Origin of the sequence: Tenacibaculum aquaeponti (assembly GCF_052084715.1) — a bacterium.
Lineage (GTDB): Bacteria > Bacteroidota > Bacteroidia > Flavobacteriales > Flavobacteriaceae > Polaribacter.
This window is the reverse complement of sequence record NZ_CP197288.1, coordinates 614,074-632,385: the sequence shown is the minus strand read 5'-3', so window position 1 is coordinate 632,385 and position 18,312 is coordinate 614,074. Positions and strand designations below refer to the sequence as shown.

Sequence of the window (18,312 nt, the reverse complement as noted above, 5' to 3'; positions counted from 1 at the left end):
AATCAAAAAGCAGAGAAATTTAAAACTTCTCTGCTTTTTATCTTTACTTCATATTTCTATCCATAATTTCATTACCAAAATCAGAAAAATATTCTTGTAATAGTTTTTGCCATATTTTCATTCCGTTTTCAGAATTAGATAGTATTACAATTCCTTTTTTAGACTGTAAAGAAATTAAAGCTATGGTTTTAGTTCCATAATCTCCACCAGTATGCATTAAAACAGTTTCATTGTTTTTTAAATTAGGTAGGATTTGCATACCTAAACCCCAGAATATTCCTTCCTTTTCTCTTGACTGTGGTTTTATAAACTCTTGATATAAGGACTTAGAAATTCCTGCACCGTTTAACAGATGAACTAAAAATTTAGAGTAATCTTTTGTTGTAGTTAATAAATTGGCAGCAGCGTTAACCGAAGTGTATTTTTCAAAAGTTATTGCTTTATTCTTTTCGTTATGTTCTATAGCATAATTATTTTCATTGATTTTCGAATTCCAATTAAAAGATGTGTTTTCCATTCTCAAAGGATTAAATAATAATACTTCTGCAATACGTTCAAAAGGCTTTTGTAATTTATTCTCTATAGCTTTTCTCATATACTCAAATCCTTCGCCAGAATATTCCCATTTTGTTCCAGGTTCTCTTATAAAACTTAATTTTCGGTTTGGTGTTAAATATCTCCAATTTGGTAATCCTGATTGGTGTGATAATATATTACGAACTGTAAGTTTTTGTAAAAATTCATGATCTTTTATATCTGAATCAATATAATATTTCGATAGAGGTTCATCTAAATCAATTTGTCCTGAATCAACAAGTTTAAGTATAACATTTGCAACTATAGGTTTGGTTAAAGAGGCAACTTTATAAATACTGTTTAAATCAGTCTTTACAAGGTCTTTTTGATAGCCAAAAGCTCTCAATTGTCTAATTTTAGCTTGTTCTATATAACCAATTGATAGTGATGTAATTTGATGCTTTTTAAGAAGTTTTTCTATAAGCTTATCATTTTCAAATAGAGGAGAAGGATAGTTAATTGTAAATTTCGGACCATAATTAGTTTTAGGTTCTTTATGATCATAACTCAAAACTCTAGCTAATTTCCATTGTTTATTTTCTCTCTTCCAAAGAGAAGTAAATTTGGCTATATTGGTAAGATACGGTTCTTTGTTTGTTTCTTTTATGTAGAACAAATGAATTCCTTTTTGAATAGCACCATAAGTTTCACCATTATTTTTTAATCTGAAAACTTCTAAACTTTCATCTACGACTTTTCTAATAGGTTTTTTATTCGTGTTAGTGCAAATACTTTCTTTAAATCCTTTGAAAAATTGTGTTCTATTTTGAATTCCGTTTTCATCATGATAAAACTCAAAATCAGTAGCAATATATTTTTCTAACAGAGAAAAATTACATTTATTAAAACCTTCTTCAAAAAATAAACTATCAATTTGTTTTAGTTCATTAAATAGTTTTGATTTTTTAGAAACTTGTGCTCCTATTTTTGTTGAAAAAAGAACTATAAAAATTAGTATAAGAGTATAAAATTGCTTCATGATTTTGTTTGTAATTAAAAATTTAAATGATGAGGCAATATTCTATAATTCAGAATAAAAGAAACCTGAAAATAGCCCGAAAATAACCTGACAAAGTCACGACAAGCATTATAAAAAGTTGAATTTTAGCTTTATATAGTTTTTTTGATGTTTGTCCAATCCTGCTGTATTTACTAAGATGATAGTGATGTTTATTAAGATTAAAAGAATCATTATTGGTAATGTTAGTCTGATTTCTGAAGAAAAAAGTCTATTAGCAAATGGACTTAAAAGAATTAAAATAGTAGAAATAATTGTCCAAAATATCTGAAGTGAGATAATCTCTTTTGTTAAACGATTGTATTCTTTTTTATAATAAACAATGGCAAATGGAATAAGAATATTTACTAGAGGAATAGCAATAAAAGGTAAAGAAGATAAATTAATTAATTTAATAAGTTTGATATTTATACTTTTTTCATTTTTTTGACCATTTAAGCTTTCTATGTCTATGTTTAAAGCTTTTGAGATAGCATTTAAAGTATGACCTTTTAAAGGGGCACCAGCTTCTATTCTTTGAATAGTTCTAACAGATATTCCAGATTTTTCAGCTAGTTCTTCTTGTGTAAGATTAAATTCTTTTCTGTAAGCTAAAAGTTTAGACATTATTGAAATTTAATTGGTGTTAAAATGTATTATGTTGGTAAAAGATATGAATACTATCTCTTATTTTTTCCTTTATTAAACCATTTTTATCATAAAGAATTCTATAGGTTTCATTTGTTTTATTTTTATAATAAAAAAACTGTATAACTGAATCTATTTTTCGGTCGGTATAATAGTATTTTAAAATGTTTTTATAAGATGTATAATAGTTATAGTTTGCAGAATCACTAATAATACTTAAGTCTAAAAACTTTTTCTCAGACAGTAATTGATGTAAAGAGTCATAAGTATATTGAGTTATATACTTTCTTCCTGCATTAAAATCATTATTTTCATACTGAGACTTTTCAATTAAATATCCTTGTTTATTGAATTTAAAAGTTCCTGAAATAACAGGAATTTTACCAGTTATATTTTTATAGATTTGATTCTTATATTTTTGATATAATAAAAGACTATCAGGTTTTAACTCATAAACAAAATCAAATTCATTAGTAAAATCTGATGAATGAATTTTTTTAGTAATTAAGTTTAATGAACCATATTGATAAGAAACATTATAGTTATGGAAAGCTTTAGTTCTTATATATTCATTTATTAGTTTTCCGTGTTTATTATATTTTAAAACACTTATGGTATCATTCTTTTGATACTGCCCAAAATCTGATGCAGCAATCAAATAAGTTTCTTTAATATTATTTTTTTGAATTGATTTTTCATCAATCTTAGAGAAGTTTAAATCGTTTATTTTTAGTTGATTTTTCCTTTTACAACATAGTAATAAGGTAATTTAATATTATTGAAGTAATTTTTTTTCTCATAAGCTATAAACTAAATAAGCTGATTAATTTAGAAATTTATAAAAGTTATATATTTATGAAAATTAACTTATATTAATCATATTATAAGAACTCTAAAATTGATTTTTTGTTTTAAGGAGGTGGAGGACAAAACCTTAATTTATAAGATTCAGGTATTTTTTCTATTTTTTTACTTCTATAAAATTCAGCAATATTTTTCCACCAATTTGTTATTATTTCTTTTTCAGTAAATAAAAAACCATTATCAAATTTTATAGATTTATTATCTATTTTATAGCTAACAATAGCAACAAAATAATAAAATTCTTTTTTTAAATCATAAGCAAATAAATTATAAGAATACATTGTTTCATCATTGGTAGGTATAATAATACTTCCGTAAAATATATCTTTAGACCCTATATTCTTTTTATATTCTATCAATTTGGAATAAGTCCAAGTGCCTTTTGGTGGTTTTTTATTAGATAAGTGCTCAAAATCTCCATTTTTGATATGAATAGAAAAAGATTTTCCCTTATTGTAAACTTCATTTAAAATATCATCATTACTTTTTTGAGCAAATACTGTATTAACGCTAAAGATAAATAACATTAACGCAGTAATTACTGTTTTTAAATGAGTTATATAAGTTATATTTTCTTTTTTCATAATCATTTATTTTTTAACAGATTATTCGTTAACTAATTCGTTTAAAAAAGAGTCGAAGTTTTTTGTGAAATCGGTATATAATTTACCAGTAGCAGGACCATTAAATCCAGTATGAATTTTTCTCACTTTTCCTTTTTTATCAAGTATAATTGTAGTTGGATATGATAAAACGTGGTTTAACATTGGTAATTTTTCCTGAGCAGAAATTTTATTAGATGAACCAAATTGAGCTAACAAAATAGGGTAGGTGATGTTGGTTTGTTCTTCTAAACGATTCAAATATTCAAAAGCTTCTTCTTTAGTTTTAGCAACTTCAAAAGCTAAGGCAACAAATTCAATTCCTTTCGATTTGTTTTTTGTGTAATATTCTGAGTAGTATTTACTTTCATCTAAACAGTTAGGACACCAAGATCCCATAATTTGAACCACAGTTACTTTATCTTTAAAACGGTCATCTGTTAAAGAAACCATAGTGTCATATTTATCAGGAAATGAAAATGAAATCGTTTCATAACCTTCTTTCAAATAGGTTAATGATTCAGCATCAGGTAATTCATAGCTGTTGTTCAGTTTTGCTGTAAAAGGCTCTTTCCAATGATTACCAGAATAGAAATGTCCATTCATAGTAGAGTCAGTGACTTTTGCTGTGAATAAAAATGCATGAGCGCCATCAAAAGTAGAAAGTTGTAAAATATCATTATTGATATTACCTTCTAAAAAACGATAATCTCCTGTAGTAGTTCTAAATGTACCTGTAACTTTATCTCCTTCTTGTTTAAATATACCTTTAGCTATATATTTATCTTCTTCTGAATTAGGACTAAAAACTGTTTCCCAGTTTCCTGAAATATTAAATACGCTTTTAGAAGTATTAGCGAATCGGTTGGTGTTTTTTTGAGCTGTAAACGGAACAATACGATCTAAGCTAGATTTTACAAATTCACCTTCAAGTTTATTCTCTTTAATTTTTGCTACAAGATAACCTTCAAAAAATGGCATTTGTATTTTTACAGAATCATTTTTGTAAGTGATTTCATGAACTTTTATTTTTTCTTCAGCATTAAAAACATGTAACTCGTTTTCATTAATTACCTCAAAAATAAAAGGGAGTTCTTTTTGATCTTGGATTTGTAATGCAGCTCTGTAAGTTCCTTTTTCTAACTTGGTTATTTTAGTTTCAGAAGCACAAGAAGTTAAAATAACAGCTATGAGTAAAGCTAAGTAAGATTTCATAAGATAAATTTGGTATTAGTACGAAGTAACAAAAAAATCTTACATAATGCTAGTTAAAAAAGAAATCGCCCAAATTGGACGATCTCATTTCTATTTATAATATTTGATTTTAATATCTTCCTATTTGATCAATTTCTCTAGTATTACCTATTCCTTTAGGGTTGTCTCCCCAACTATTTGGTCCATGTTGACTATCTTGAGCCCACCAAACTAATAATAAGATAATTCCAATAACAGGTATTAAAATAATCAAGAAAGTCCATCCACTTTTTCCGATATCATGTAGTCTTCTAGCTGTTACAGCTAAAGTAGGAATTAAAATAATTAAACTATACAAAGTAGATAAAATAAATAATTCAGGGATAACAGCTATAATTAAACTTAATCCTATGTTAATTAAAAAACTAATTAATGTAAACATCCAAAATTCTTCTCTTCTTGCTCTTCCTGAAAAATTAGCATAATCTTTAAGCACTTTTAAGTACCAATTCATAATAATTATTGTTTTTGAGTTAATTTTTTGATTAAGATAAAAATTAAAATAATCCTCTTGATTTTAATTCTAAGTATTTATTAATTGTGTTTCCGGTTAATTCTTTAGGTTTTGTTAAAACCGACTGAATACCATATTTTCTTAATTCGTTAGCAATTTGTTTTTTTTCGTAAATGAATTTTTCAGCTATAATAGTATCATATACATCACTTACTTTTTTCGATTTTTGATCTATAATTTTATTCAGTTCAGTATTTTGAAAAAATACAACTAATAATAAATGGTTTTTTGCAATAGCTCTTAAATAAGGTAATTGACGTTTTAAAGCATCTAAAGTTTCGAAATTAGTATATAGTATTAATAAACTTCTACTTGTTATTTTTCGCTTGATAGACGCATATAATAAACTATAATCAGATTCTAAAAAGTTGGTTTTAATGTTATACAATGCATCAGAGATCAGATTCATTTGAGAGTTACGTTGTTCTGCAACAATAAGATTGTCTATTTTTTGTGAAAAAGAGAACATACCCGCTTTATCATGTTTCTTTAAAATAGCGTTACTTACAGCTAAAGAAGCATTTATAGAATAATCTAAAAGCGTTAAATTATCAAAGTGCATTTGCATTGGTCTACCTGTATCAATAATAGAATATACAGGTTGTGATTTCTCTTCTACATATTGATTTACCATTAATTGGTTTCGCTTCGCTGTAGCTTTCCAATTTAAAGTTCTGATATCATCACCAGTAACATATTCTTTTATTTGTTCAAATTCCATTGAGTTACCAATTCTTCGAATCTTTTTATTTCCTTGACTTGTGATGTCGTTGGAAATTGCTTTGATTGAAAAATCATTTAACTTTAAAAATGAAGGATAACATTTAATAATTTTTGGTTCTCCTAAAACATATTTTCTAGTAGCAAATTGCAATGGTGAAGATACATAAACATTCATGTTACCAAAATCGTAATCACCTCTAATATTTGGATTTACTGTATAATTACTTTTTCGTTCTTCTTGTTTTTTTAAACGTTCATTAAGTTTAAAATATCGTAATTGTAATTGATATGGTAGTTCTTCTAAGATTACGGCATTCATTTTTATGCTGTAGTTGTTCTTTAATGTGATCGTAATCTTATTTTGATCACCGTTAGAGAGTTTTTCAGGTAAAAAGCGTTCTCCAGTAATACCTTTATTTTTAGAAAATAGTAGTATAATATCTATACAAGTAAAAATACAGATACTGAATAGTAGTATTTTAGCTACATCAAAAAATACAGGAACGAAAAAACCAACTATAAATAATGCAACTACTAATCCTAAGGCGTAAAAAAAGCGATTATTTAAAAATAAAGAGTTAAAAAACGTTTTCATTTACAATTACCTAGGAATTTCTACAGCTTCAATTATTTGCTCAATGATTTGTTTACTTGTAACACCTTCCATTTCACGTTCAGGAGTTACAATTACTCTGTGTTCTAAAACTGGAATAGCAGCGTTTTTAATATCTTCTGGAGTAACAAAATCTCTTCCTGCTACTGCAGCAAATGCTTTAGAAGCTTTTAAAATAGAAATTGTTGCTCTTGGTGAAGCTCCTAAAAATAAAAATGAGTTAGATCTTGTGTTAACTACAATATTAGCAATGTATTGTAATAAGTTTTTTTCTACTTTGATATTTGTAATTAAGTCTCTAAACTTAAGAATCTCTTCACCAGTAATTACTTTTTCTACTTTATCTAATTTTTTATCTTTTAGTAAGGCTTGTTCTCTGGTAACAATTTCTAGTTCTTCAGTAGCAGTAGGATAATCTACATTAATTTTGAATAAAAAACGATCTAATTGAGCTTCAGGTAAACGATAAGTTCCTTCTTGTTCAATAGGGTTTTGAGTAGCTAATACAATAAACGGAGCACTCATAGGATAACGTTTTCCATCCATTGTAATTTGCTTTTCTTCCATTACTTCAAACAATGCAGCTTGAGTTTTAGCAGGAGCTCTGTTAATTTCATCAATTAAAACCATATTAGAAAAAACTGGACCTTTTTTAAATTCAAATTCAGAAGTTTTTACATTAAAAACAGATGTTCCTAAAATATCAGATGGCATTAAATCTGGTGTAAATTGAATTCTACTAAAATCAATATCCATTGCCCTAGATAATAATTTTGTAGTAATTGTTTTTGCAACTCCAGGAACTCCTTCAATTAAAGCATGTCCGTCAGAAAATATAGCAACAATTAATAGATCGATCATATTTTTCTGACCTACAATTACTTTATGAAGTTGATTTTTAATCTTATATACACTTTCTTGTAATTCAGAAAGATCTATTCTGTTTTCAAATTCTAAACCGTCTTTTGGAGTTGTTGTTTCTTCCATATTATTTGTTTTTTATAAAATTCTCGATAAGAGAGTTTAGCTGTACTAACTCCTCTTGTGAGCATTGCGATCTTTTATTAATTGTTGTAATTGTATTAATTAAATATTTTGTAGTATGTTCTGTGTTACCAGATTTAGCTGCTAATTTTTCAATAAATGTTGAATTTAAATTTTGTGTGTCTAAATGGTATTTCGAACGTACTTTTTCTAAGAAATATGTGATTTTTTTATTCACTAAATCTTTATGATTGTCTTCTCTTAAATATAAGTTTGCAATAGTGTGTGTAAAATCTTGAGTTGAATTTTTTAAAGGTTTTAATTCAGGTATTGCGCGTTGTTTTCTTCTGGCATTTAAGAATAAAAATAAAAGTAAGCCTATAAATCCAACATATAACGCCCATTTTAAAGTTGGGTGCTTGTAGAAAAATTGTAATGCGGATTTTTGCTCATCACTATAGTTGTATTTGCTACGTTTTGTTTGTGTATCTAGTAAAACTGATCTGTCTGGAAGATAAGAGAATACATTTTCTACATATTTTGGAGCAGTATCTTTTAGTAGATAATAATTTGTAAAAACAATAGGTTGTGTATGTAAATATACATTTCCTTCTCCGTGACTAACTTTTATAAAGTTTGGTTTTTTACCTTCGGAAGGTACATTTTGTGATCCTAAAACAATAGTCTTTGTACTGTCTAAAGATTTAAAATAATTCTTTCTAATATTTCTGTCAAAATAAAATTTATCAACTTTAAATTCTTGATTATTGAGATAAAAAGTACCGTCAAGTTCTTTTAAAAACTTAATATCATAAACAGTACTATCTAAATTTTCAGTTTTAAAGTTTAATTCTTTTTCAAAAGTATCATTAAAACTATTTAAGGATAGAAATATATCGTTACCAACAGCTACAAAATCTAAAAGTTTTTTGGTAGTTTTTTTATCTAATTGATAAGCATAAGATTTAATACAAACATAGTTCGCCTGATCTTTGGTAGTAACTGGATTGATTAATAAATAATCGTAAATATGCTCATCTAAAACTGTAAACTCATTATAATTAAATAAGGTTTCAAGTTCATTGGCAAAAATGTATGTTCCAAAAGGTTCTTTAGAACGCTCTTGATAGTTTTCTCTCCAGTTGGTTTTTTTACAACCAATTATAGAAAATAATACGAATCCTATTATGTATAATTTAGTCCTTTTTAGCATTATAATTGTTTTAAAAAAGATTCATAATTAGATTCTATTACCTCAAAATTAGTCTGATTAACATTAAATTCTCCATACCAGACGTAATCGTAAATGTATAATAAGTAAGAAAAAGATTTTCTTAATTCCTTCTTTTGTAAATCGAAAATATATTCTGTGTTTGTTTTATCCTTATCAAAAGTAATTAATCCTTTATTAGACATACTTTTTAATAATAACAAATAGTAATAACGTGTCGCATTTCTATAATCTCCTTTTTGTTTAGATAAAGCAATTAGTTTGATATAATCTTCATTTTCTAAGTACGATTCTTCTTCAGAAGAAAGTATGGAAACACGTTCGACTTTTTTGTTTCTAGATGCATTGAACCATTTAAAATCCTCACCTATTAAAGCTTTTACAACAATAAAAATGATAATTAAAGCAAGTAAATAAGGAAATATCGTTACAAAAAAATGCACCACCTTACTAAGAAAAGTAGACGGGAAATTTGGTCCAGTTTTCTTAGGCTTTTTTTCTACATCATCTTTATATTTAAAATCATCAGAATTATATTTAGAAGATAAATCATCGTTAAAATTACGTTGCTTTTCTATACTATTTTCAGGAGGAAAACTTTCGTAAGAGATATCTTCTTCTTGAGCAAATAGTTGTAAACTTCCTATAAATAGGAATATAAAATAGAGTAGCTTTTTAATCATATAGCTTGTTGTTTTTTAGCTACTTTATATGGAAATATTAAATAGTAATATGAAATTGTAACCAAACAGAATAAAATTATTAATACACAGAAGAATGCAGGCATTCTGTTATAATGTCGTGTTACATACCCTTCTAAAAATGCGGCTGCAAAAGTAAAAGGAATTGTACTTAAAAAGATAAAAAAAGCTTCTCGTAAGCCTTTTTTAAAAGATTCAAAACGTTTTAAAGCTCCTGGAAATAAGATGCTTGCACCAATAATATATCCACAACCTGCTTCAATGATCATAGCAAATATTTCATAGGTACCATGAATCCAAATACCTAATAAACTATCAACTAAAGAATTGTGTTGGTAAAAGAAAGCCTGAAAAACAGCTACCATAATTCCATTAACCATAATATAATATCCAGAACCAATTCCAATAAAAAGTCCAGATAAAAACATGTTTAAACCAACTCTAAGATTATTATTAAAAATTCCTATGAAACTTCCCCAAGTACTACCACCTTTATAAATGGCAAGTGCATCACCACTTTCTATATTTTCTAAAGTATGATCTACATAACTGTTTCCTAGAATTTCACGAGCAAAATTTTCATCATTAAATGTAGAAAGTAAACCTATAAAAAAGAATGTGAAAAATACAGCAAAAGAAATATACATGTATTTTTTATGCTTAAACAATAATAAAGGAACTGTTTCTAAAAAGAAAGAGAAAAATGTGTTCTTACTTTGTTTTTTAGTATGATATATTTTGCTGTAACTACTCTTTGCAAGTTTATTTAAATAAGGAACAACATTACTTTTGGGATAAAATGATTGCGCATACGACAAGTCATTCATTATTTGAATGTGAAGGTGCGCGATTTCATCAGGAGTTTTTTCAATTTTATTTGAAATTACTTCTTCGAATTCAAGCCATTTTTCTTTATTTTGCTTTATAAAAGCGATCTCTCTCATAGAGACAAATGTAAAAATTGTATGAACACACTACAAGTAAATACTACACAAAATGTTAAAATAAATTTTGAGATGGCAAATGTCGGTCAACGTTTATTAGCTTTTGTGATAGATAATATCGTAAAAATTGCTTACATCTACGTTTTAGCTAAGTTCGTAGATTTCGATACAGTAATTTCAAATATAGATCAAGATCGTTGGTCGAAAATAGCTGTACAAGTATTGTTTTTTCTGCCTATTACATTTTATTCTTTATACTCAGAAGTATTAATGAATGGACAAACCTTAGGAAAAAAAGTAATGAATATAAGAGTAATAAACTTTGAAGGTTTTAAACCATCATTTTTAGATTATACTATTCGTTGGTTTATGCGTGTAGTAGACTTTAATTTTTTCATTTTAATTTTTGTGTTCTTTTACGATAATTTAGCGAGAGAAGAGTTTTTTGTAATGTTGTATCTTATTTTTTTAGCAGGCAAAATGGCTGGTTTTCTTTTAATTATTTTCACAAAGAACAATCAAAGAGTAGGAGATTTCGCTGCTAATACAGTTGTTGTTTATTTAAAAGATAAAGCTAGTTTTTCTCGAACTATTTTAGAAGAAATCAAGGAAGATTATAAACCTAGGTTTTCTAATGTAATTAAACTTTCAGATAATGATGTCAGAATCATAAAAGATACTTATGTAAAAGCTAGAAGAAGCAAAGATTATAATACTTTAATTAAATTACGATCTAAAATAGAGGAAGTTACAAGTATTAAAAAACCAACAGAACTTACAGATATTCAATTTATAGATGTGGTCTTAAAAGATTTCAATTATTATACTCAAGATTAAATATTACTATATTGATGTTGCTTTTAGATAAATCATTTTACAAGAAAGATAAGCTACTCGGTTTATTACCAATTTCTTTTGGTTTAATTTCTGGAATTGCAGTTTTTTATTTTTTGTATTTTTTTGAAGCGTATGGGATTCAGAAAGGTGTTTCTTATTCAGGTCATTCACATTTATTTAGAAGTATAAGTTTTGGGGTTTTAACTTTTACCTATCTATTTTTTTTAGAGTCGTATGTGAAGCCTAGATTTCAAGTTATTACTCTTAGCAAACAATTTTATTGGTACTTAAGTTTAATAGTTATAGGGAATCAGTTGATTTTCTTACTTTTTAATTTCTTTTGGAATTGGCAAGAATGGAATATAGACGCTTATCTTTTAATTCAGAAAGAATTTCCTTTAATGATGTTTTTTCCACTTTCTTTTTATTTAATAATTCAAGTTTTTTCTAAAGAAAAAGAGATAAAATTATCTACATATTTATTCTTAAAATCGGACAACGATAAGGATCAGTTAAAAGTGAAAATGGAAGATTTTTTATGTGCAATGTCTTCAGGTAATTATATAACGATTACATATAAATCTAATGGAATAGTAAAGGAACATCTTATACGAAAAACGTTAAAAAACTTAGAAGAGGAGTTAAAAAATTATCCTACAATTAAAAGAAGCCATAGAAGTTATTTAGTAAACACATCAAATATTCAATTAGTAAAGCAAATAAAAGGTAAATTTTATCTTGAAATATTAGAGTTAATGATACCTATCTCTAAACAATATCAAAGAACGTTTATTTAACTTCTATCTTTCATCACAAATACGCGTTTTTAATCCCTAAGTTACTTTTTAATAACTTAATATAAATAGAAGTCTTCATATTTGTATAAAACAAAAAACAAATGAGAAAGACTTATTTGATAATCATAATTACTTGTGTTTATTCCTTTTTTTCTTGTCAAGAAAAAGCTGAAAAAATAAAAAATAGAGATAGTTCAATTATTACAAATCGAATAGATTCGTTATTTACAAATGAATATGCACAAGATAGATTTCAAGGTGGAATTGTAATATCAGAAAAGGGAAAAATTATCTATGAAAATTATTTAGGAATAGCAGATAGAACTTGGGGAATTGCTGTGGATAAAAATACTAAGTTTGATATTGCTTCTGTGAATAAATCGATGATAGCTGCCTTAGTTTTAAAAGCGGTTGAGGATAATTTACTTCATTTAGAAGATAAATTAGTAGATCTTTTAATTGACTTTGATTATCAAGGTGATTTTCATTCTGAAATTACGCTTCATCATTTATTATGTCACCGTTCAGGCATAGGAGATTACAATAGTGTTTCAAATGAATTGAAAAAGGATAATTTTTTGAAATTTAAACGTTCTCAATTTTCAAATGATGAGTATGTAAATTTTATCAGCAAATTACCTCAACTACATTCACCAAATGAAAGGTTTTACTATAGCAATTTTGCTTATCATCTTTTAGCTATTCTTTTAGAAGTTACTTACAAAATGCCTTTTGAAAAGATTTTAAAAGAAAAATTGACAATTCCATTAGGGTTGAAAAACACAATATCAGTTGATAAAAACAATCATGTTATAGAAAAGTTAGCCAAAGCTTATTGTTATGATGAAAAAAGTAAAGCATGGTTACAAACACCTTTTATAGATTTAAGTTTAGGAAGAAGAATATTTTCTACACCATTAGATTTAAATAAATGGGCTCAAGTAATAGATAATCCCGGTTGGTTATCTAAGGAATCATTGAGTTTGTTAATTAAAAATCATCAGAATAAAACAGAAAATATTAGTTACGGTTATGGTTGGGTCGTTTTTGATTCAAATACAAAAAGTAAGATTGGAGATTTAAAAATAAATAAGCCTTATATCATTCATGGTGGAAGTACAGATGGTTACAAATCAATACTCATTAATATAAATAAGCAAGAATATGTGATTAGTTTTCTAAGTAACCTTGGAAATAACACTAATGAAATGGCTTTAGCACAAAAAATTGTTCAAATTTTAATTTAATAAATAATGAAATTATATCAAAATAGACTAGTAGTCTTGTTATTTTTAATAGTTATAACTAGTCTTTATGCGCAAAAAGAAAAGGTAATTGGTTTTTGGAAAGTAGAAAGTGTTTCGGTAGGAAATAGAAGTAAAACACCTGTAGCAAAATGGATGAAAATTAATTCTGATAAATCTTACGAATCAGGAAATGGGTGGTTGCAAAATTCTAAAGGACAATGGAGTTATAATAATGAAACTAAAACTTATGAAGCTTTAGACCCGTTAAATCTAGCAGATGAATTCGGATCTTTTTTGGTTTCTTTTGATAAAGAAAATATGATCTGGAAAAGGAATGAAGATGGGATGGAAGTAAAAGTTACTTTAATACCAATTACAGAAAAGCCAATGTCTCCGGCAGATTATTTTAAAGGTATGTGGGAACAAACGAGTGTTTCAAATTCAAAAACACAAAGGAAATACAATAAATTGTTAATTCGATGGGATAGAATCTATGAGAAATACGACGAAAAAGGTAATAAAGAAACGGGGTTTTGGCATATTCATGGCCACAGATCAGAGGTTACTTTTATTCCACATAATTTGAATCTAAACAGAGAAAAATGGAAAATTTCAACAAATGAAAAAGAATTAAAAATGATAGGGATTTCAGAAAACAATAAAGGAATTACAATAGAGTATATACGAAAGAATACATTTTGACTAGTCCTAAATAACCGTTACAGTTATTTATTGATTAAATATATTAAACATCATCTAAAGCTATAGCTTTAGATGATGTTTTTTTTCGATATGATTTTATCTTCATTTTATTTTGTTGATGTGCCTGGTTAGGAGTTTTAAAATGACATGACCAATGCGGTCTTTTAGAGTTATAAATAGTTATTGATTGCTTTACTATTTTCTTCATTATCTTAATATCTAGATTTGTGGTAGCAATAAAGAACTCTTGTTTTAAGATTCCATTAACCCGTTCAGCTATCGCATTTTGATATGGATCGTATGATTCTGTCATACTACATTTAATATTATGTTTTGATAAAATATTTTGATAGATGTTACTACAGTACTGCAATCCTCTATCTGAATGATGGATAAGTTCCTTCTCTGGATATACTCTATTTTTCATAGCTATCTCCAAGGCTTTTACCGTTGAGCTTACTTCTAAAGTTTTATCCAAATGATATCCTATGATTTTCTTAGAATATGCATCTGTAATTAATGATAAATACATAGGGTTCTTACGATTGCCTAAATATGTAATATCTGCTACCCATACTTGTTCTGGTCTATTTATTTCCAGATTTTCAATAAGATTAGTATGTTTTCTAAAACGATGATGAGAGTTGGTTGTAATGTGATAACTCTTTTGTCGTTTTATCAATAGTTTATTAGCTCGTAAAATATCAAATAATCGATCTCTTCCAACAGCTAAACTGCTTAATTCCTCCGAAAGAAGATAATACAGTTTTCTTGTCCCAATACTTGGTTGTTCCATTCTTACACGCTTAACCAATTCAACAACCTTATTGGCTATTGATTGAGATTTCTTAACTCTATAGTTAGCTCGATAATAGACCTGTCTGCTAAACCCAAGTAATTTACAGGTAGAAGAAATACTTTCTTTCTTTTGTAAAACAAACATATCAATTACTCGGTTTTGGAGTTTTTTCTAATAGGAATATTATACTCTTTCTCAGCTAAATCAATCATCATATCAAACAGTATCGCTTTCTTCTCTGATGCTGCTGCTTGAGCTTTTAAACGATTGTTTTGCTTTTCTAATTGACGTAATTTTTGCTCTAACTCTAATAATTTTTGTTCTGGTGATTTTGGCATATTAGATGGTGTTTGATCAGTCCAATCAAAGTTACCATATTTTCTCAACCATACTAAAACAGTACTTCTTCCTTGAATCCCATATTTAAGTTGAGCTTGTTTGTAGGTTAATTCGCCTTTTTCTACTTCCGATACAACCGAAAGTTTAAAACTCATCGTATAATCTTTCTGAGTACGTTTGCGGTAAATGTTGTCGTTCATAAGGTTACAAATTTGTGTAACGCTATTTCAGGACGAGACATTTTAATATATAAAAAAAAGAGGAAGTTAAAACTTCCTCTTTTTTTATTCTTCTTCATCATGAATTGGATTTCGAAACACTAAAGTTCCATCAAATTCATCTAGAAGTATAAGACTATCATTAGATATTTTTCCAGCTAAAATTTCTTTCGACAATAAGTTTAACACTTGTTTCTGTATAACTCTTTTTACAGGTCTTGCGCCAAACTCAGGTTGAAATCCTTTTTCGGCTAAATGCGTTATAGCTTGCTCTGTAGCGTCTAAAGTTATGTTCTGAGCAGAAATCATTTTTTTAATATGATTTAACTGTAATCGAACAATTGATTTTATATTGTCTTTCGAAAGTGGTGTAAACATGATAATATCATCAATACGATTTAAAAATTCTGGCCTAACACTTTGTTTTAAAAGCCCTAAAACTTCTTCTTTAGCTAAATCCATAGAGGCTTCAATAGCTCCATTCATAGTTTCATATTTCTCTTGAATGATATGACTTCCCATATTAGATGTCATGATAATAATGGTGTTCTTAAAATCAGCAACACGGCCTTTATTATCGGTTAATCTACCTTCATCTAATACTTGTAAAAGAATATTAAAAGTATCAGGATGTGCTTTTTCTATTTCATCTAATAAAACTACAGAATATGGTTTTCTTCGAACAGCTTCAGTTAATTGTCCGCCTTCATCGTAACCAACATAACCTGGAGGCGCTCCTACTAATCGACTTACTGAATGACGTTCTTGATATTCACTCATATCTATTCTTGTCATTGCATTTTCATCATCGAATAAATAGGAAGCTAAAGCTTTTGCTAATTCTGTTTTACCAACCCCAGTTGTTCCTAAGAAAAGGAAAGAACCAATTGGTTTGTTCGGATTTTGTAATCCAGCTCTAGAACGTCGTACCGCATCAGAAACTGCTTCAATAGCTTCTTCTTGTCCAACAACACGTTTATGTAATTCATCCTCTAAGCGAAGTAACTTTTCACGTTCAGACTGTAACATTTTCGTAACAGGAATCCCAGTCCATTTGGCAACAACTTCAGCAATATCATCGTAAGTAACCTCTTCTTTAATTAAAGCATTATCACTTTCGTTAATTAAAGTTTCTTGTTGTTGTTCTAATGCTTCTTGAGCTTCTTTTATTTTACCATATCTCAGTTCGGCAACACGACCATAATCTCCATTACGTTCTGCTTTTTCAGCTTCTAATTTATAATCTTCAATATCAGTTTTTAACTTTTGAATTGTATCTACAACACTTTTTTCAGATTGCCATTTCGCATTAATATCATTACGTTCTTCTTTTAAATTAGCAAGATCTGCATTTAATGATTTCAATTTTAAATCGTCATTTTCACGTTTTATCGCTTCAATTTCAATTTCTAATTGCATTATTTTACGATCTAAAACATCTAATTCTTCAGGTTTAGAGTTGATTTCCATTCGAAGTTTAGCTGCTGCTTCATCCATTAAATCGATAGCTTTATCTGGTAAAAATCGACTCGTAATATAACGTTGTGAAAGTTCTACAGCTCCAATAATTGCTTCATCTTTAATTCGAACTTTATGATGTGTTTCGTATTTTTCTTTTATTCCACGTAATATAGAGATTGCACTTTCTGTATCTGGTTCATCAACCATTACTTTTTGAAAACGACGTTCTAAAGCTTTGTCTTTTTCAAAGTATTTCTGATATTCGTCTAAAGTAGTAGCACCAATTGCTCTAAGTTCTCCACGAGCTAATGCAGGCTTTAAAATATTTGCAGCATCCATTGCTCCTTGTCCGCCACCAGCACCAACTAAAGTGTGAATTTCATCAATAAATAATACAATGTCACCTTCAGAAGAAGTAACTTCTTTTACAACTGCTTTTAATCGTTCTTCAAACTCTCCTTTAAATTTAGCTCCAGCGATTAAAGCACCCATATCTAAAGAATAAATTTGCTTGTCTTTTAAATTTTCAGGAACATCTCCTTTAATGATTCGGTGAGCTAATCCTTCAGCAATAGCTGTTTTACCTGTACCAGGTTCACCAACTAAAATAGGATTGTTTTTAGTTCTTCTTGAAAGAATTTGAAGTAAACGTCTAATTTCTTCATCTCTACCAATAACCGGGTCTAATTTTCCATCTTGTGCTAATTGATTTAAATTTTTAGCATATTTATTAAGGGCATTATAAGATTCTTCTGCACTTTGAGAGGTTACTCTATTTCCTTTGCGAAGTTCTTCTATAGCTGCTTTTAAATTTTTCTCATTTACACCTTGATCTTTTAAAAACTGAGCAATTTGACTTTTTGATTTAAAAATAGCTAAAACTAAATGTTCTACAGATACATATTCATCATTCATTTTTTTAGCAATAATACTAGCTTCATTTAAGGTTTTATTTGCCTCTCTTGATAGCATAATGTCAACTCCATTAACTTTAGAAAAACTTTCTAACTGTTTTTCTAATACTTGAGAAACTAAATCGATATTTACATTTAGTTTTTTCAATATGTAGGGTAATACATTTTTATCAACTTGTAATAAAGCTTTGAAAAAATGCTCATTCTCAATTTGATTGTGATTGTATTCTTGCGTGATTTGTTGCGCAAGTTGAACAGTCTCTTGTGATTTTATTGTATAGTTATTAAAATTCATTTTCTCAACTTTTTTTATTTCACACAGTAATAGTCAAAATACATTCCAATGT

Annotated in this window: 17 protein-coding genes; 4 read left to right on the top strand and 13 right to left on the bottom strand. The window is 27.6% G+C overall.

Annotated features, from left to right (window positions below; genetic code table 11):
* Positions 1–43 precede the first annotated feature (43 nt).
* From ACSIGC_RS03010 to ACSIGC_RS02960, 11 genes are all read right to left on the bottom strand, one after another.
* Positions 44–1,555: a serine hydrolase gene (locus ACSIGC_RS03010; protein ID WP_442266681.1), complete on the bottom strand. Its 1,512-nt coding sequence runs from the start codon at positions 1,553–1,555 to the stop codon at positions 44–46.
* 108 nt (positions 1,556–1,663) lie between these two features.
* Positions 1,664–2,200 carry a helix-turn-helix domain-containing protein gene (locus ACSIGC_RS03005; protein ID WP_442266680.1) on the bottom strand — a complete coding sequence of 179 codons (537 nt, stop codon included), beginning with the start codon at positions 2,198–2,200 and terminating at the stop codon, positions 1,664–1,666.
* A 19-nt stretch (positions 2,201–2,219) separates the two neighbouring features.
* A complete protein-coding gene (locus ACSIGC_RS03000) occupies positions 2,220–2,879 on the bottom strand; it encodes a hypothetical protein (RefSeq protein ID WP_442266679.1) in 660 nt (219 codons plus the stop codon).
* A 253-nt stretch (positions 2,880–3,132) separates the two neighbouring features.
* On the bottom strand, positions 3,133–3,669 hold the full coding sequence (locus ACSIGC_RS02995; protein WP_442266678.1) for a hypothetical protein: 537 nt from the start codon (positions 3,667–3,669) through the stop codon (positions 3,133–3,135).
* Positions 3,670–3,690: 21 nt separating this feature from the next.
* The gene (locus ACSIGC_RS02990) at positions 3,691–4,902 is read right to left on the bottom strand and encodes a peroxiredoxin family protein (protein WP_442266677.1); all 1,212 of its coding nucleotides are present in this window, start codon (positions 4,900–4,902) and stop codon (positions 3,691–3,693) included.
* A gap of 109 nt (positions 4,903–5,011) precedes the next feature.
* On the bottom strand, positions 5,012–5,395 hold the full coding sequence (locus tag ACSIGC_RS02985) for a DUF805 domain-containing protein (RefSeq protein WP_442266676.1): 384 nt from the start codon (positions 5,393–5,395) through the stop codon (positions 5,012–5,014).
* 43 nt (positions 5,396–5,438) lie between these two features.
* Positions 5,439–6,773: a DUF58 domain-containing protein gene (locus ACSIGC_RS02980; RefSeq protein ID WP_442266675.1), complete on the bottom strand. Its 1,335-nt coding sequence runs from the start codon at positions 6,771–6,773 to the stop codon at positions 5,439–5,441.
* A 6-nt stretch (positions 6,774–6,779) separates the two neighbouring features.
* A complete protein-coding gene (locus ACSIGC_RS02975; RefSeq protein ID WP_442266674.1) occupies positions 6,780–7,778 on the bottom strand; it encodes an AAA family ATPase in 999 nt (332 codons plus the stop codon).
* Between the two features lies 1 nt (position 7,779).
* Positions 7,780–8,988: a DUF4350 domain-containing protein gene (locus ACSIGC_RS02970; RefSeq protein WP_442266673.1), complete on the bottom strand. Its 1,209-nt coding sequence runs from the start codon at positions 8,986–8,988 to the stop codon at positions 7,780–7,782.
* Entirely contained in the window at positions 8,988–9,689 is a 702-nt protein-coding gene (locus ACSIGC_RS02965) for a hypothetical protein (protein ID WP_442266672.1), read from the bottom strand. Before ACSIGC_RS02965 ends, ACSIGC_RS02970 begins: the two co-directional genes overlap by 1 nt.
* On the bottom strand, positions 9,686–10,651 hold the full coding sequence (locus ACSIGC_RS02960) for a stage II sporulation protein M (RefSeq protein WP_442266671.1): 966 nt from the start codon (positions 10,649–10,651) through the stop codon (positions 9,686–9,688). The genes ACSIGC_RS02965 and ACSIGC_RS02960 overlap by 4 nt, the downstream gene beginning before the upstream one ends.
* 21 nt (positions 10,652–10,672) lie before the next feature.
* Here ACSIGC_RS02960 and ACSIGC_RS02955 point away from each other — a divergent pair, with 21 nt between their 5' ends.
* The 4 genes from ACSIGC_RS02955 (at position 10,673) to ACSIGC_RS02940 (ending at position 14,234) form a co-directional block, all read left to right on the top strand.
* Entirely contained in the window at positions 10,673–11,488 is an 816-nt protein-coding gene (locus tag ACSIGC_RS02955; RefSeq protein WP_442266670.1) for an RDD family protein, read from the top strand.
* Between the two features lie 14 nt (positions 11,489–11,502).
* A complete protein-coding gene (locus tag ACSIGC_RS02950) occupies positions 11,503–12,285 on the top strand; it encodes a LytTR family transcriptional regulator DNA-binding domain-containing protein (RefSeq protein ID WP_442266669.1) in 783 nt (260 codons plus the stop codon).
* 101 nt (positions 12,286–12,386) lie between these two features.
* Entirely contained in the window at positions 12,387–13,532 is a 1,146-nt protein-coding gene (locus ACSIGC_RS02945; protein WP_442266668.1) for a serine hydrolase domain-containing protein, read from the top strand.
* 6 nt (positions 13,533–13,538) lie between these two features.
* Positions 13,539–14,234 carry a hypothetical protein gene (locus ACSIGC_RS02940; RefSeq protein WP_442266667.1) on the top strand — a complete coding sequence of 232 codons (696 nt, stop codon included), beginning with the start codon at positions 13,539–13,541 and terminating at the stop codon, positions 14,232–14,234.
* A gap of 43 nt (positions 14,235–14,277) precedes the next feature.
* Here ACSIGC_RS02940 and ACSIGC_RS02935 read toward each other — a convergent pair.
* Both ACSIGC_RS02935 and clpB read right to left on the bottom strand, forming a co-directional pair.
* Positions 14,278–15,572 (bottom strand): IS3 family transposase gene (locus tag ACSIGC_RS02935; RefSeq protein WP_442265571.1). Its coding sequence is split into 2 segments (ribosomal slippage): positions 14,278–15,206 and positions 15,206–15,572, totalling 1,296 coding nucleotides; the frame shifts between segments, so codons are not numbered across the junction.
* An 84-nt stretch (positions 15,573–15,656) separates the two neighbouring features.
* Positions 15,657–18,260 carry an ATP-dependent chaperone ClpB gene (gene clpB, locus ACSIGC_RS02930; RefSeq protein WP_442266666.1) on the bottom strand — a complete coding sequence of 868 codons (2,604 nt, stop codon included), beginning with the start codon at positions 18,258–18,260 and terminating at the stop codon, positions 15,657–15,659.
* Between the last annotated feature and the right edge of the window lie 52 nt (positions 18,261–18,312).

What these genes read in the sequence shown, in the direction of transcription:
- ACSIGC_RS03010 (WP_442266681.1), bottom strand. Translation starts at nt 1,555, where the DNA reads ATGAAGCAATTTTATACTCTTATACTAATTTTTATAGTTCTTTTTTCA.
- ACSIGC_RS03005 (WP_442266680.1), bottom strand. Translation starts at nt 2,200, where the DNA reads ATGTCTAAACTTTTAGCTTACAGAAAAGAATTTAATCTTACACAAGAA.
- ACSIGC_RS02995 (WP_442266678.1), bottom strand. Translation starts at nt 3,669, where the DNA reads ATGAAAAAAGAAAATATAACTTATATAACTCATTTAAAAACAGTAATT.
- ACSIGC_RS02990 (WP_442266677.1), bottom strand. Translation starts at nt 4,902, where the DNA reads ATGAAATCTTACTTAGCTTTACTCATAGCTGTTATTTTAACTTCTTGT.
- ACSIGC_RS02985 (WP_442266676.1), bottom strand. Translation starts at nt 5,395, where the DNA reads ATGAATTGGTACTTAAAAGTGCTTAAAGATTATGCTAATTTTTCAGGA.
- ACSIGC_RS02980 (WP_442266675.1), bottom strand. Translation starts at nt 6,773, where the DNA reads ATGAAAACGTTTTTTAACTCTTTATTTTTAAATAATCGCTTTTTTTAC.
- ACSIGC_RS02975 (WP_442266674.1), bottom strand. Translation starts at nt 7,778, where the DNA reads ATGGAAGAAACAACAACTCCAAAAGACGGTTTAGAATTTGAAAACAGA.
- ACSIGC_RS02970 (WP_442266673.1), bottom strand. Translation starts at nt 8,988, where the DNA reads ATGCTAAAAAGGACTAAATTATACATAATAGGATTCGTATTATTTTCT.
- ACSIGC_RS02965 (WP_442266672.1), bottom strand. Translation starts at nt 9,689, where the DNA reads ATGATTAAAAAGCTACTCTATTTTATATTCCTATTTATAGGAAGTTTA.
- ACSIGC_RS02960 (WP_442266671.1), bottom strand. Translation starts at nt 10,651, where the DNA reads ATGAGAGAGATCGCTTTTATAAAGCAAAATAAAGAAAAATGGCTTGAA.
- ACSIGC_RS02955 (WP_442266670.1), top strand. Translation starts at nt 10,673, where the DNA reads ATGAACACACTACAAGTAAATACTACACAAAATGTTAAAATAAATTTT.
- ACSIGC_RS02950 (WP_442266669.1), top strand. Translation starts at nt 11,503, where the DNA reads ATGTTGCTTTTAGATAAATCATTTTACAAGAAAGATAAGCTACTCGGT.
- ACSIGC_RS02945 (WP_442266668.1), top strand. Translation starts at nt 12,387, where the DNA reads ATGAGAAAGACTTATTTGATAATCATAATTACTTGTGTTTATTCCTTT.
- ACSIGC_RS02940 (WP_442266667.1), top strand. Translation starts at nt 13,539, where the DNA reads ATGAAATTATATCAAAATAGACTAGTAGTCTTGTTATTTTTAATAGTT.
- clpB (WP_442266666.1), bottom strand. Translation starts at nt 18,260, where the DNA reads ATGAATTTTAATAACTATACAATAAAATCACAAGAGACTGTTCAACTT.